Origin of the sequence: Cohnella hongkongensis (assembly GCF_042654645.1) — a bacterium.
GTDB classification, from domain to species: Bacteria; Bacillota; Bacilli; order Paenibacillales; family Paenibacillaceae; genus Cohnella; species Cohnella hongkongensis.
Genome location: NZ_JBHSEP010000010.1, coordinates 68,580 through 83,682, shown reverse-complemented (window position 1 = coordinate 83,682; position 15,103 = coordinate 68,580). Strand labels below are relative to the sequence as shown.

Annotated in this window: 12 protein-coding genes; 11 read left to right on the top strand and 1 reads right to left on the bottom strand. The window is 63.5% G+C overall.

Annotated elements, in window-relative coordinates:
* The first annotated feature begins 16 nt into the window (after positions 1-16).
* The 11 genes from ACFO3S_RS14825 to ACFO3S_RS14775 all read left to right on the top strand — a co-directional run bounded on the left by ACFO3S_RS14825 (position 17) and on the right by ACFO3S_RS14775 (position 13,815).
* Positions 17-700, top strand: coding sequence for an aspartate/glutamate racemase family protein (locus ACFO3S_RS14825; protein WP_378097479.1), 684 nt, complete (start codon positions 17-19; stop codon positions 698-700).
* A complete protein-coding gene (locus tag ACFO3S_RS14820) occupies positions 697-2,511 on the top strand; it encodes an MBL fold metallo-hydrolase (protein ID WP_378097476.1) in 1,815 nt (604 codons plus the stop codon). The genes ACFO3S_RS14825 and ACFO3S_RS14820 overlap by 4 nt, the downstream gene beginning before the upstream one ends.
* Before the next feature lie 2 nt (positions 2,512-2,513).
* The gene (locus tag ACFO3S_RS14815; protein WP_378097473.1) at positions 2,514-4,934 is read left to right on the top strand and encodes an alpha-mannosidase; all 2,421 of its coding nucleotides are present in this window, start codon (positions 2,514-2,516) and stop codon (positions 4,932-4,934) included.
* A 125-nt stretch (positions 4,935-5,059) separates the two neighbouring features.
* Complete coding sequence (locus tag ACFO3S_RS14810; protein WP_378097470.1) at positions 5,060-5,722, top strand: class II aldolase/adducin family protein; 663 nt, start codon at positions 5,060-5,062, stop codon at positions 5,720-5,722.
* Positions 5,719-7,017: a four-carbon acid sugar kinase family protein gene (locus ACFO3S_RS14805; RefSeq protein WP_378097467.1), complete on the top strand. Its 1,299-nt coding sequence runs from the start codon at positions 5,719-5,721 to the stop codon at positions 7,015-7,017. The genes ACFO3S_RS14810 and ACFO3S_RS14805 overlap by 4 nt, the downstream gene beginning before the upstream one ends.
* 55 nt (positions 7,018-7,072) lie before the next feature.
* Entirely contained in the window at positions 7,073-7,864 is a 792-nt protein-coding gene (locus tag ACFO3S_RS14800) for a DeoR/GlpR family DNA-binding transcription regulator (RefSeq protein ID WP_378097464.1), read from the top strand.
* Positions 7,861-8,493, top strand: a complete 633-nt coding sequence (locus ACFO3S_RS14795) for a D-sedoheptulose-7-phosphate isomerase (RefSeq protein WP_378097461.1) — start codon at positions 7,861-7,863, stop codon at positions 8,491-8,493. Before ACFO3S_RS14800 ends, ACFO3S_RS14795 begins: the two co-directional genes overlap by 4 nt.
* Positions 8,490-9,467, top strand: coding sequence for an ROK family protein (locus tag ACFO3S_RS14790; protein WP_378097458.1), 978 nt, complete (start codon positions 8,490-8,492; stop codon positions 9,465-9,467). Before ACFO3S_RS14795 ends, ACFO3S_RS14790 begins: the two co-directional genes overlap by 4 nt.
* Positions 9,468-9,474: 7 nt before the next feature.
* A complete protein-coding gene (locus tag ACFO3S_RS14785) occupies positions 9,475-11,604 on the top strand; it encodes a Sip1-related alpha-galactosidase (protein ID WP_378097455.1) in 2,130 nt (709 codons plus the stop codon).
* A 40-nt stretch (positions 11,605-11,644) separates the two neighbouring features.
* Positions 11,645-13,144, top strand: coding sequence for an FGGY-family carbohydrate kinase (locus tag ACFO3S_RS14780; protein WP_378097452.1), 1,500 nt, complete (start codon positions 11,645-11,647; stop codon positions 13,142-13,144).
* A gap of 149 nt (positions 13,145-13,293) precedes the next feature.
* The gene (locus tag ACFO3S_RS14775; protein ID WP_378097450.1) at positions 13,294-13,815 is read left to right on the top strand and encodes a TetR/AcrR family transcriptional regulator; all 522 of its coding nucleotides are present in this window, start codon (positions 13,294-13,296) and stop codon (positions 13,813-13,815) included.
* Positions 13,816-14,376: 561 nt separating this feature from the next.
* On the opposite strand, the gene ACFO3S_RS14770 is transcribed toward ACFO3S_RS14775, so the two are convergent.
* Positions 14,377-14,778 carry an IS110 family transposase gene (locus tag ACFO3S_RS14770; RefSeq protein WP_378097447.1) on the bottom strand — a complete coding sequence of 134 codons (402 nt, stop codon included), beginning with the start codon at positions 14,776-14,778 and terminating at the stop codon, positions 14,377-14,379.
* Between the last annotated feature and the right edge of the window lie 325 nt (positions 14,779-15,103).

The window sequence follows — 15,103 nt, the reverse complement described above, 5'->3', positions numbered from 1 at the left end:
GAGAGGAGCGGCGCCGATGAAGACGCTCGCCATCATCCATACGACGGCGGTAACGGTCGAACCGTTGGCCGCGCTTGCCCGCGAGACCATGCCCGGCATTCGAATCCTTCATTTCGTGGACGACTCGATTCTGCCCCGGCTGGCGGAGAACGGAGGCGACGCGGGGGAATTCGGCGAACGGCTGTGCGCTTATGCCGGTTTCGCCGAACGGCAAGGGGCCGACTGCATTCTGAGCGCCTGCTCGTCCGTCGGCGAAGCGGCGGCGGACATGCAAAGCCGGGTCGCGGTGCCGGTCGTGCGAATCGACGAGCCGATGGCCCGGCTTGCCGTTCGACGGGGCCCGCGAATCGGCGTGGCCGCGACGCTGAACACGACGCTGAGGCCGACGATGAGGCTGTTGGCCGGAACGGCCGAGCAGGCAGGGCTGTCTCCGCAGCTGACGCCGGTCCTGTGCGAGGCCGCTTACCGCAAGCTGGCGGCGGGAGACAAGGCGGGCCACGACAGAGAGCTTGCCTCGGCGCTCCTGAAGCTGGCCGAGACGTCCGACGCCGTCGTGCTGGCGCAGGCGTCGATGGCCCGCGTCGTCGCCGGGCTGCCGGAGGCGGTCCGCGATCTCTTTCTGTCCAGCCCGGGCCCGGCGATGGATCGGGTCGCGCAGCTGCTTGGCGCGGCGGGAGCGGAAGGGGGCGGCCGGCATTGATACGCCTGTCCGAGCGTTTGTACGTCTTCCGCGACACCTGCAACGTGTACGCGATCGTCGACGGGCCGGAGGCGGCTCTGATCGATTTCGGCGACGGCGGCGTGCTGGACGAATTGCGGCGGATCGGCGTTCGCCGCGTGACGCAGATTATGATGACCCACCATCACCGCGACCAGGGGCAAGGACTGCCAAAGGCGGCGGCTGCGGGCATTCCGATTTTCGTGCCGCATGCGGAGCAGGATTTGTTCGCGAGGGTGGACGAACATTGGCAGGCGAGGGAAATCCGGAACCATTACAACACCCGCCAGGACCGCTTCTCGCTGCTGGAACCGGTGCCGGTTGCCGGCACGTTAAAGGATTACGAGACGGTCCGCGCCGGAGGGATACCGCTTCTGGTGTTGCCGACGCCGGGCCATACGACCGGCTCGATCAGCCTGCTGGCCGAGATCGACGGGCGAAAGGTCGCGTTCACCGGCGATCTGATCGCCGCTCCGGGCAAAGTCTGGTCGCTGTCCGCGACGCAATGGACCTATAACGGCGCCGAGGGCGTTCCCGCGAGCGTCGCGTCGCTGCTGGACCTGGGGGATCGGGACGTCGAGCTGCTGCTGCCCTCCCACGGCGAGCCGATCGACGAGCCGAAGGCCGCGATCGGCCTGCTGACGGAGCGTCTGATCCGGCTGCTTCGCGGCCGGCGGCAGAACCCGAGACTTCTGGAGCTCAGAGAGCGGCCCTACGAGCGAGTGCTGCCGCATCTGCTAAAAAGCCGGGCGAGCCTGTCGAACTATTACGTGCTGCTGTCGGACAGCGGCAGAGCGCTGTTCATCGATTTCGGCTACGATTTCCTGACGGGAATTCCGGCCGGCTCGGATCGCGCGTCGAGGCGTCCGTGGCTCTACAGCATCGGCAAGCTGAAGTCGGAGTACGGCGTAAGGTCCGTGGATGCGGTGCTGCTGACTCATTATCACGACGATCATGTCGCCGGCTGCAACCTGCTGCGCGACGTCGAGGGCGCCGAGGTGTGGGCGGCGGCCAATTTCGCCGACGTGCTGGAGCGTCCCGCCGACTACGATCTGCCGTGCCTGTGGTACGACCCGATTCCGGTCGACCGGATCGTCCCGCTCGGCGAGCCGATCCGCTGGGAGGGGTACGAGATCACGCTGCACGAACAGCCGGGCCATACGCTGTATGCCGTTGCGATCGCCTTCGAGGCCGACGGCAAGAGGGTGCTGGCGATCGGCGACCAGTACCAGGGCGACGAAGGGCTGCTGTGGAACTATGTCTATCAGAACCGTTTTCAATACGAGGATTACGAGAGAAGCGCCGCCTTGTACGAAGAACTGCGGCCCGACGTTCTCGTCTCCGGCCACTGGGACCCGGTCTGGGTGGAAGCGGGCTATTGGGAGCGGCTGAGGGAAAACGGGCGAATGCTTGCGCGGCTTCATCGCGAACTGCTGCCGACGGACGAAGCGGATTTCGGGGCGGAGGGCTTCGCCGCCCGCATCTCGCCGTACCGGATCGAAGCGGAAGCCGGGACGACGATCGACGTCAGGGTCGAGGCGCTCAACCCGCTGCCGGTCGAGGAGGACGTGCGCGTGCGGCTCGCGCTTCCGGCCGGATGGACCGCGAGCCGGGCCGAGCAGGTCGTGCGGCTGCCTCCGGGCGGCCGTGCGGACGTCGTCTGCTCCGTCGGCATTCCGGAAGGGGCCGGGGGCAGGCGCATTCGCATCGCCGCGGACGTGACGGCGGGCAGCCGAAGACTCGGTCAGCAGGCGGAAGCGCTGGTGACGATCATCACGAAATCGGAGGAATAACGATGGCGAACAAAAAGCTGCATATGATCGGCAACGCACATCTGGACCCGGTCTGGCTGTGGCAATGGCAGGAGGGCTTCCAGGAAACGAAAGCGACGTTCCGCTCGGCGCTGGACCGGATGAACGAATCGGACGATTTCATCTTCACGTCGAGCTCGGCCGCCAATTACGAGTGGGTCGAGAACAACGATCCGGGCCTGTTTGCGGAGATCAAAAAGCGGGTCGGGGAGGGCCGCTGGCACATTGTCGGAGGCTGGTGGATTCAACCGGACTGCAACATTCCCGGCGGCGAGTCGTTCGTTCGCCAAGGCCTGTACGGGCAGCGCTACTTCAAGGAGAAGCTCGGCGTGACGGCGAAGGTCGGCTACAACGTCGACAGCTTCGGCCATCACGGCATGCTGCCGCAAATTTTGAAAAAAAGCGGAATGGACTATTACGTGATGATGCGACCGATGCCGAACGAGAAAGGTTTGCCGGGGCGTCTGTTTCTCTGGGAATCCGACGACGGCTCCCGGGTGCTGACGTTCCGCATTCTGTTCGAATACTGCACGTGGGGCAAGGAGCTCGACAAGCATGTCGCCCGCTGCGCGTCCGAGCTGAAAGAACCGTTTGACGAGCTGATGTGCTTCTACGGCGTCGGCAATCACGGGGGCGGGCCGACGAAGGAAAATCTGGACAGCATTCGCCGGATGAACGGCGATCCGAACTACCCGGAGCTGGAGTTCAGTCATCCGACCCGCTTTTTCGAAGAGATGTCCAGGCGCGATCTGCCGTTTCCCGTCGTTCACGATGACCTGCAGCACCATGCCAGCGGCTGCTACTCGGCCCATTCCGGCATCAAGCGGTGGAATCGGGAAGCCGAGAACAAGCTCATCGCCGCCGAGAAGCTGTCCATTCTGGCGGACTGGACGACGGGACAGCCGTATCCCCGGGCATACGCGCGCGCCTGGAAGAACGTTCTGTTTAATCAATTTCACGATATACTGGCGGGAACGAGCATCGAACCGGCATACGAGGACGCGAGGAATATGCACGGCGAAGCGATGTCGATCGCCGAGCGCGGGTTGAACGACGCCGTCCAATCGCTTTCCTGGAATATCGGCATCGAGCCGGAGGAAGGCATGAAGCCGATCGTCGTGTTCAACCCCCATGCCTGGAACGCCAAGGTGAACGTGGAGCTGGAGATCGGCGGGCTGAAGGACGCCTCCGTGCTCGTGGACGACGCCGGAATGGCCGTCCCGCATCAGGCGGTGCAGTCGCAGGCGACGGCGAACGGCCGGTCCCGCCTCTGCTTCGTCGCCGATCTGCCGTCGCTGGGCTACCGGGTATACCGCCTGCTTCCCGAAGCGAACCGGAAGTCCGAAGCTTCTCCGATCAAGGCGCACGATTACGCGATGGAGAACGAGCGGTTCCGGATCGAGTTCGATCCCGATACCGGCTATATCCGCAGCCTGTTCGACAAGAAGGTTCAGACCGAGGTGTTTCTCGCCGACGCGGCCAAGCCGGTCGTCCTCGAGGACCGTTCGGACACGTGGAGCCATAACGTTTTTCATTTCAATCAGCCGATCGGGGCCTTCAAAGCCGTCAGCGTGCGCCGTGTAGAGCACGGGCCGGTGAAATCCGTCATTCGCGTCACGAGCGAATACGGCCGCTCTCGACTTGTGCAGGACTTCGCCATGTACCGCGAGCTCGATCAGATCGACGTGAAGGTGACGGTCGACTGGAGAGAGCCATTTAAGATGCTGAAGCTCGTTTTTCCGGTGAATCTCATCTTCACGCGCCAGAGCTACGAAATTCCGTACGGCTATATCGAACGCGAGCATAACGGGGAGGAGGAGCCGGGGCAGGCGTGGATCGACTATTCGGGCATTCTTCGCCAGGGCGGCACGTCTTATGGCGTCAGCTTGATGAACGACGCGAAGTACAGCTACAGCATTCAGAACAAGGAAATGGCGATGACGGTGCTGCGCAGTCCCATCTACGCGCATCACGATCCGAAGACGCCGGATCCGGACGGCCACTATTCGTTTATCGATCAGGGGATCCAGCGTTTCCATTATGCGCTGCTGCCGCACGAAGGCGCCTGGGAGGAAGCGGGCACGGTTCGTCGGGCGGCGGAGCTGAACCAGCGGCCGATCTCTCTGATCGAGACGTACCACGAGGGAAAGCTGCCGCAGCGGCTGAGCTTCCTCGACGTCGATCGGGATAACCTCGTCGTGAGCGTTCTCAAGCAGGCGGAAGACGGGGACGATATGATTATTCGCTGCTACGAAACGAATAAGCAGGCGACCGAAGGCACGATTCGGCTGCCGCTGTGGAATCGGGAGATCAAAGCCAAGTTCGGCCCCTGCGAGATCAAGACGTTCCTCGTGCCCAAGGATGCCGCACTGTCCGTCACCGAGACGAATTTGCTGGAATGGTGAGCTGTTCGCTCCTTGCGGAGCGGCGAGAAAAAGGAATGGGGGACCTTCTCGCGAATTGAGTAGAATTAACCATTTTTTTGCAAGCAGGAGGAGCCCCGAGACAGAGCGACAAGAGGTGAGAAGAGATGCCAAATAGCCGCGAGGCGCGGGAGCAGCTGCGGGCTGTCGGCGCTTATATGACGGAGAACGGCTTGACGTGGGGGAATGCGGGCAACGTCAGCGTCAGAGCGGGACCGGACCGGTACTGGATAACGGCCAGCGGCACAGATCTCGGCGAGCTGCGCGACGAAGAGCTGGTCGAATGTGCTCTGTCCGCGGGAGCGGTCGAGCCGTCCGGGTGCAAGCCGTCCAAGGAATGGCCGATGCACGGCGCCGTATACGCGAAGAGGCCGGACGTTCAGGCCGTGCTTCACGCCTCTCCTTTTTACAGCACGCTGGTCGCATGCACGGATATAGCTATCCCTTCGGGCTGGTTCGTGGAATCGATGTATTATCTGGAAAGGATCGAGAGAGTTCCGTACGCCCATCCCGGCTCGGCGGAACTCGGGAAAGCCGTAGGAGAGAAGGCGGACAAAGCCAATGTCTTGCTGCTCGAGAATCACGGCGTTCTCGTCTACGATACGAGTCTGAAGGAAGCGAGAATGGCGCTGCATACGCTGGAGACGGCTTGCCGCATGCTGATCGCCGCCAGGGGGGCGGGCCTGAAGCCGAAGGAGCTGGACGGCCGGACCGTCTCGCATTTTCTGGCGCATTCGGGCTACCGGCCGCGAAGGAGGTGGCCGGAATGATCGGCGTCGTCGCGGACGACATTACCGGAGCGAACGATATCGGCGTCATGTTCGCCAAGTTCGGACTGCTGACGCACATCTACGCTTCCGAGGCGTTCTCCGCGGCTCGGCTCGGCCGCCTCGGCGACAAGCCCGACGTCGTCATTCTCGACACGAACTCGCGTCTGGATTCCGGAGACGAGGCTTACCGCAAAGTCGCGGAAGCGACCGGCAAGCTCCGCGAGGCCGGCGTCCGCCAATGGGTGAATAAAACGTGTTCCGTCTTCCGGGGGAACGTCGGCCGCGAATTCGACGCCATGCTGGATACGCTGCGGATCGGCTTCGCGGTTGTCGTGCTCGGCTTCCCGAAGAACGGCAGGACGACGATCGACGGCGTTCATTACGTGCACGGCAAGCCGCTGGAGGCGTCGGAGTTCCGCCGCGATCCCGTGCACCCGATGACGCAGTCCGAGCTGGCGGCGATTCTGCGGGGCCAGACGCGGAGAAGGGTGGGCAATCTGTTCTATCCGGAGATCGAGGCGGGCCCGGAAGCGCTGCGTCGCCGCATTGCAGAGATGCGCAGCGTCTGCGAGTATGTCCTTCTCGACGTCCGGCACCAGGCCGATCTGGCGGTCATCGCCGAAGCGGTCCGCGACGAGGCCGTCCTCTGCGGCAGCTCGGCGCTGGCGGAGGAGCTGGCCGCCCGCATGGCGGGTTCCGCCCGCCTGCGGGCGGCCGCGGAGCGGCTTCCGGTGCCGAGATTGCCGGGCGTCGGCATGCTGTGCGCGGCGGGAAGCCTCATGCCGCAGACGGCGGCCCAAATCGAATACTCGAAGCGGCGGGGGGTACGGTCGTTCGAGCTCGACTCGCTGGCGGCATTGGACGAGAAGGAGCGGTCCGAGATGGTGATCCGGCTGGCGGAGGCGGCTTCGGAACGTATGCTGGCCGGGGAGAACGTTCTTCTTCACACGTCGAACCGGGCGGGGCGGGTGGAGGAGACGCAGCGGGCCGGGAGGCGGGCGGGCTTGACCGCGGAGGAAGTCTCCCGGGCCGTCTCGTCGGCCGTCGCGGAGGCGGCGGCGCGAATTACGGAGCGGACCGGACAGCCGAGACTGCTCGTTGCCGGAGGCGAAACCTCGGCCGCCGTATGCGGGCTCATGGGCATTGACGGAATGCGGATATGGAAGGAGATCGAACCGGGTTTGCCTTCTTGCGTCTCGCTGGGCGACCGGCCGAAGCTTCTGGTTCTGAAATCGGGAAGCTTCGGCCGGCCGGACTTCTTCGAGACGGCGTTCGCCCACCTGCAGGAGACATAGAAGACGGCAAATCTTACACGTCGGGCGAAGCCCGAACACACTAGGAGGAAACGGCGTGATCGTCATTCAGAGGCGCAACAAAATCAAGGAAAGGCTGTTCGAGTCCCGCAGCGTGAAGGTGTCCGATCTCGTTCGGGAGTTCAACGTGTCGGAGGAAACGATACGGAGAGACCTGAATCAGCTGGAGCGGGAAGGATTGATCAAAAAAAACTACGGCGGAGCGATTCTGACCGAGGAAATCGAGAACATCTCCACGCCGCCTGTCCAGCAGCGGAAGCTTCAACATTACGAGGAGAAGATGGCAATCGCCAAAAAAGCCGCGGAGCTCGTGCAGGAGCAGCAGATCATTATTCTCGATTCCGGTTCGACGACCTGGTGCATGGCCTCCCTGCTTCGCGGCGTTCCGAATCTGATGGTCGTGACGAACGGCATTAACGTCGCGGAGGAATGCAGCCATAACGAGGACGCGGCCATCTTCCTGCTGGGAGGAAAGCTGATCAAGAAATCGATGAGTCTGGTCGGCCCGCAAGCGGAAATCGAATTGCACAAGTACAACGCTCATTATGCGTTTCTCGGCGTGTCGGGCATCTCGCTCAGAAAAGGCTTTACGAGCTCGGACATCTATGAGGCGGAGATCAAGCGGGCGATGGTCGCCTCCGGTCAGCGAATCGTCATTCTCGCCGATCACAGCAAGTTCATGAGGCAGGGCCTCGTCGCGTTCAGCAGCTTCCAGGACGTGGACATGCTGATTACGAGCGATCTGACCGACGGGGATACGATTAAAGAGATCGAGAAATTCGGCGTGAATGTCATCGTCTGTCCGATGCGGGGAGGCGAATCGCCGTGAGCGCGCTGACCCGGACGATCGCCCGGTATCCCGAGCTTCAGGCGTGCGAACGGGACATCGTCCTCGCCTACGAGGCGCTGCGGGACTGCTTCCGGGGCGAGGGCAAGCTGCTGCTGTGCGGCAACGGCGGCAGCGCGTCCGATTGCGAGCATATCGTCGGCGAACTGATGAAGGGCTTTCTGTCCGAACGTCCGGTCGGGCAGACGGTCCGGGACCGGATCGCGCGCTCCGGCGCGTCGGATCCGGCGTATTTAATCGGCCATCTTCAAGGCGCTCTCCCGGCGATCTCGCTCGTCGGCCACTCCGCCTTCATGACGGCCTACGCCAACGACGCGGCGGCCGATATGGCGTTCGCCCAGCAGGTGTTCGGTTACGGCAGGCCCGGGGACGCGCTGCTGGCGATCAGCACGTCCGGCGATTCGGCCAACGTGCTTCGGGCGCTTGAGGTAGCTCGGGCGATGGGGCTTCGAACGATCGGATTGACGGGGCGGACGGGCGGACGCATGAAGGCGCTGTGCGACGTCGCAATCTGCGCTCCGGCGGACCGCACTCCCGACGTGCAGGAGAGGCATCTGCCGATCTATCATACGCTATGCATCATGCTGGAGGAGGAGTTTTTCGGCCCGTGACGATATTAGGCGGAGTAGATATCGGAGGGACCAAATGCGCCCTCGTCGTCGGCAGGGCGACCGGAGATCGGGTCGACGTGCTGGGCAAGCGAAGCTATCCGACGCCGGAAAGTCCGGAAGCGGCCGTGCGATCGTTCGCGAAGGGGCTGGAGTCTCTGCGAGGGGAGCTTGGACTGACCGGCTTCGATGCCGTCGGCGTCAGCTGCGGAAGCCCGCTGGACAGCCGCAGAGGCTGGATTTTGTCGCCGCCCAATCTGCCGCACTGGGATCGGGTCGACGCCGTCGCCCCGCTGAAGGCGGCGTTCCGGTCGCCTGTCGGCTTGCAGAACGACGCCAACGCATGCGCGCTCGCCGAATGGAAGTGGGGCGCGGGCAGAGGCTGCCGGAACATGATTTTCCTGACGTTCGGAACCGGAATGGGAGCCGGCTTGATTCTCGACGGCAAGCTGTATTCGGGAACTAGCGACATGGCGGGCGAGGTCGGGCATGTGAGGCTGGAGCCTGACGGTCCGGTCGGCTACGGCAAAGCGGGATCCTTCGAAGGCTTCTGCAGCGGGGGCGGGATCGCGGCTTTCGCCAGAAGCGTCGCGGAGGCGAGCCTGCGGGAGGGTCGCCCGACGGCGTTCTGCTCCTCGCTCGAGCAGCTGCCGCAGATTTCCGCCCGCAGCGTCGGCGAAGCGGCGCGCGCCGGAGATCCCGCAGCGCTGGACATCTATCGGGTCGCCGGAAGGAAGCTGGGCCAAGCGCTGGCTCTGTTGGTGGACATTCTGAATCCGGAGCGAATTGTGATCGGCAGCATCTACGGCCGCCAGCGCGAGCTGCTTGAGCCGTACGCGCTCGAGGTGCTGGAGCGGGAAGCGCTGCCGGGCGCGCTGCGCGCGTGCGAGATCGTCCCCGCCGAGCTGGGGGAGAGCGTCGGCGACCTGGCGAGCCTGTCCGTCGCAATGGACGCATTCATGCATACGGGAGGATGATGCGGCAATGAAAGGGGAAGCGGGATTTCACTTCATGGCGCGCGGGGAAGCGGTCGATCTGGCCGCCGGAGGGCAGCCGCTGATGCAGGGGCTCGAGCCGCTCGTCCGGCTGGACGACGGGAGAGAGCTGCGTCTGCTTCCGAGGTCGGTCGCCCCCTGCCGGGCGGAGTTCGAAGACGCGGAGGGATTCGTGTTCGCGAGCCTGTCGCTGAAGGCGGAGGAGGAAGCTGCCGCCGTCTTTGTAAGGGCGGGCATCCGCAATCGGGAGCTGTTCCGCGACCTCGTGTCGTTCGCGCCCGAGAACGGGATCGCGATCCGCATCCGGGACTTTCCGGACGCGGAGGGAGCGATGGCCAACTACCGGCACAAGACGTGGTGGACGAGGCCCTTTTTCCCGACCGACTGGAGCCGGCTTCCTGCCCGGACGCTGTCGCTGCTCTGGCGGTCCCGCGGCGCATACACCCATCTGCTTCCCGCTTGCGGAGCCGTCTATCGGACGGAGCTGCGCGGCGTGAAGGACGGCGCGGAAGCCGCCCTGTCGGCGGGGCAAGGCGGCTTCCCGGATTGCGAGACGCTCGCGTGGGTGATGAGCCGGGGCAGCGATCCGTTCCGTCTCGCGGAGCGCAACGCGCAGTACGGCTTGCGGGCATCCGGCGCCGCCGGTCGGCCGAGAAGCGGGAAGACGTATCCGGAGACGCTGGAGTACCTCGGCTGGTGCAGCTGGGATGCGTTCTACCACCAGGTGAACGCCGAGAGTCTGCTGAACAAAGCCGGCGAGCTCCACGAAGCGGGCATCCCGGCGAAATGGATCATGATCGACGACGGCTGGTCGGACGTTACCGGCGACAAGCGCCTTCGCTCCTATGACGCGGCTCCGGACAAGTTTCCCGGCGGGCTGGCCGAGACCGTGCGCAAGCTGAAAAGGAAGCACGGAGTGCGCTGGGTCGGGGTATGGCATACGATCGCGGGCTATTGGGGAGGCGTCGATCCGGAGGGCGAGTTGTTCGCGCGGCACGGGGCGAGCTTGCGCCGCGCAAGCGGAGGCGCCTGGGTTCCCGAGCCGGAGGCGCCGCCGGCGTTCGGCTTCTGGAGCGGCTGGCATGCTTACTTGAAGCGTCAAGGCGTCGACTTCGTCAAGGTGGACAGCCAGAGCGCCATCGCCAGCTTCTACCGCGATCAAGCGCCGATCGGAGCGGCCGCATGCGCGGCGCATACCGCCCTGGAGGCGTCGATCGGGCTTCATTTTCAAGGATGCGTCATCAACTGCATGGGGATGGCTCCGGAGAACGTCTGGCACCGGCCGGCGTCCTCGGTGTCCCGCACGAGCGACGATTTCGTGCCGGACGCCGCGGGCGGCTTTAAGGAGCATGCCCTGCAGAACGCGTACAATTCGTATTACCACGGCCCGTTCTATTGGGGGGACTGGGATATGTACTGGACGCGGCACGACGAAGCGCTGCAGCATATGCTTCTGCGCGCGGTCAGCGGGGGCCCGGTGTACTTCAGCGACAAGCCCGGCCGGACCGACGGCCGCAGCATCTGGCCGCTTGTCTATCGGAACGGCAAAATCATCCGCTGCGGGCAGCCCGGTCTGCCGACGGAGGACGTCTTGACGAGAAATCCGCTGGCGGAGCCCGTCCCGTTGAAAATCTGGAACCGCCTCGGACGGGCGGGCGTAGTGGCCGCCTTCCACGTCTATCGGGACGACGAGGAGGTTGTCGGTGACTTCGGCCCGGGCGATGTTCCCGGCATCGAGGGCGACGAGTTCTGGGCGTACGAGTACGTCAGCGGGAAGTTGATCGGCTTGGGCAGGGAGGAGCGGACCGAGCTGAAGCTCGGCCCGCGCGAAGCCGCGCTGTACGCGCTGATTCCGAAGCGGCCGGGAGCGACTCCGCTCGGCTTGATCGATAAGGCGGTGTGCTTCGACGCCGTCATCGGCTGCTGGCACGGGGACGGCAGGACGCTGGTGACGCTCAAGGAAGGCGGCAGCTTCGCCTTCGTCGCGGACGAGGCGCCGGTCTCGGCGACGGTGAACGGCCGGCGCGCGCAATGGACGCGGGGAGCGCACGAGTCGCTGTACGTCATCGACTGCCGGGAGGCCGAGGCGGAGACGGCGATCGAAATTTTCTATCGGTAAAAGCGTCGGCCGTCGAGGCGAGGAAAGGAAGGGAACGGGCATGTTCATCATGGGCATCGATATCGGCACGACCCATTGCAAGGCGGGCTTGTTCGACCGCAGCGGCCGCGTTGTCCGGCTGTCCGTCAGGCCGACCGCCGTGTCCTTGGACGGGGAAGGCTCGGCGGTCTTCGATCCGGCTAGGATGTGGGAAGCGGTGGCGGAGATGCTCGAGGAGCTAGCGGAAAAGCTCCCTCGCGGAAGCGTCGGCGCGATCGGCGTAGCCAGTATGGCGGAGAGCGGCCTGCTCGTCGACGGAAAAACGGGAGAGGTCCGCTCCGAATTTATCCCCTGGCACGACCGGCGCACGACAAGCCAGGCGGAGCGGATCGCCAAGGAAGTCGACGAAGCGGAACGGTTCCGCATGTGCGGGCTGCGCGTCAGCTACAAGCACGGGCTGCCGAAGCTGCTCTGGCTGCAAGAGCATCGGCCTGCAGCGCTCAACGGCTCCGTCTGGCTCCATGCCGCGGACTACATCGCCTACCGCCTGACCGGGAGCTTGTCCACCCACTATACGCTTGCGGCCCGGACGTACGCGTACGATCTGCGCAGAATGGCTTGGGACCCGGATCTGATGAAGCAATTCGGGCTTTCCGAGTCCGTGTTTCCGCAAGTGCAGGCGCAGAACCGGGCGACGGGCTTTCTCTCCCGGGAAGCCGCGGCGCGAATCGGCATCGCAGCGGGCGTCCCTGTGGCGATCGCCGGACACGACCATGTGTGCGCGGCGCTGGCCGTCGGCGCGACCGAGCCCGGCGACGTCTACAACTCGATGGGAACGGCGGAGACGCTCGTCGGCATCTTCGGAGCGTTCGAAGTCGGGGAGCGGGAATACCGGTCGAGTCTCTCTTACGGCAGGCATGTCGTTGACGGCAGAAGCTTCTGGATGGGCGGAATTCCGTCCTCGGGAGGGTCGGTCGAATGGCTGCGCGGGATGCTTAACGATCCCCGGCTGTCCTACGAGCAGATCGCGGACATGCTGGCGGGGGCGGACGACGCGCCTACCGGCTTGCTGATCTTCCCGTATTTGTCGGGGAGCGGAGCGCCCCTTCCGAATCCGAATGTCCGGGGGGCGATCATCGGTCTGGGCGCAGAGCACACGCGGGCGACGCTGCTGAAAGCGGTTCTGGAAGGGACCGCCTACGAGTTCGAATCGATCCGCCGAACGGGAGAGCGCGTGTCCGGCCAAACGATCGACCGCGTGACGACGGTCGGCGGCGGAGCGAAAAACCGGTTCTGGATTCGGATTAAGGCGCAGGTGACGGGCAGCGTGTTCAGCCTTCCTCGCTGCCAGGAGGCGACGCTGCTCGGCGCCGCGATGCTGGCGGGCGTCGCCGGGGGGCTGTACGAAGGCGTCGGCGAGGCGATCCGATCGGTTCGATCCGCCGCCGACGCGGACGAGACGCTGTATCCCGAGCCGTCCCGCCATCGGGAATACCGCCGGTTGTACGAGACGGGGTATCTCTATTTCCGGGATAAGCTGCACGACTATTTCAAGCCTTGAAGGTTGGCATGGCCTCCGACCCTCGCATCAAGAAGAACAATCTCGTTCTGTTATGCCTTCGAACACGCCGCATTGCGCGGGTTTGGCGTAGTGGCTATAATATAGAGTATTAATTGATGAATCACTAACCGATGAGAGGGCGAGACTCTATGGCAGACACTGAAACCGTCTCGGTGAATCGCAAAGCGGACATTATTTCGGCGGCGATCGAGGTGTTCGCGGAGATCGGATATTTTCGGGCAACGACGGCTCAGGTCGCGAAACGCGCCAAAATATCGCAGCCGTACGTATTCCGTTTTTTCTCGACGAAGGAAGAGCTGCTGCTGACGGCGCTGGAGGTCTCGTGGACGCGATTGATCGATTCCTTCCGCAAGGTTGTGGATACGACTTCGCCGGAACGGCTGGAGCCCGACCTGATCCAGGCGTACGAGGACATTCTGAACACGTATCAAAACGAAATTCTTTTGCAGATGCAAGCCCAGACGATCAGGGAAGAATCGATTCGGGAAGTGATGCGCAGAGGATTCGCCGAAGTCCGCCGCATCGTGCTGGACGCATTCGGGGCGGCCGGCATCCCGAACGCCGAAGAACGGACGATGCTTTTTCTCGCCCGGGGGATGCTCTGCAACGTATCCGTCGCCCTGGCGATGCCGGAGCTGAAGGACCTATGAGGGGGGAGGGATCAATGTTGTCAGGTTAAACAAACGGTCAACAAGCGGCCTTGCAGGAATCGTCCCAGTTGTCGGCGGAGCCCCGACGGTCATCGCGAACAAGGCCAACTCGTGCCAATCCACGCCAACCTATGCCAGCTCGCGCCAACCACCACGCCAACCTATGCCAACGCGCGCCAACTACCGCGCCAATTACCACGCCAGTCCAGGCCAACCTACGCACTCCGCTAACCCCCGCCAGTCCAGGCCAACACACGCCAACCCTGCGAGCCCCCGCCAGCCCACTAACGTAACGGTTGCCAGCGCCGCTAATTGTGCCATTCTGGCAACATGGAGATTGTAACGGTTGCAGTCGCCGCTATTTCACCTGAAAACGCGCCGTTTCGCTGGATACCTCCAAAATAAGCGCGGTGGCAACCGTTAGCTTTTCCTTTTTCGGGAAAACGATCAATTAAGCGCCACTACAACCGTTAGACGTCACCGGCAGGATGCGCGCCGTCGATCGCATACGATCGGTCGCATACCATCGACCGTATGCTGTCGATCGCATACGACAACGGCTTAACCTGACAACGTAGCCGGCAGCGCAAAGGCTTTCAGCGTGGCGAGCGCCCGGACACCACCCCACTCCTTGAACACACTTCGGAACTCGGGGAAGTAGAGATCGATCCAGCGTACGATGCGATTGCCCACGCTAGTGGACTGCTCCACCCAGAATTCGCGCATCCCCATCACCGCCTTGATTTGGTCGAATATAGGCGCTTGTGGCGCATACTCGGTGTAACACCCGCGGCAGACTAATTCGGCGATGATGACGGCATCCTTCGCGTCGTTTTTGGACGGGCTGTTGTCGCGGTTTTCCTTGTTGCGGTGCGTCGCCATCGGGTTGACCAACACGACCTCAATCCCTTGCCCCAGCAGCCAGTCTGCGAGATTGTGCCAGTAGTGGCCCGTTGGCTCCATGCCGACAAGAAACGACGTCTTGCCGTTCTCGCCGCCGACCTTCTGGATCCACTGGAGAGCCGGTTGAATCCGGCCTCCGTATTGGGAAAAGTGAGCGGGTGCAGGGTCAGCGTTCGTCCGCGAAAATCGGCGATTTGCGCCACATGCGTATCCTTGGCAATGTCGACCCCGATCACGGCATGCTGCGAGGTCATGCGATCAATCCGTTGATTCGTCTTCTCGTTTCGACTAAACTTCATTGTAGGCGCCTCCTGGTAGGTGTAGGGTTCCTGCCCCTTCACACCCCTATCATACGAGGCGCTCCTGTTTTTGTCCAAGGCCGTAT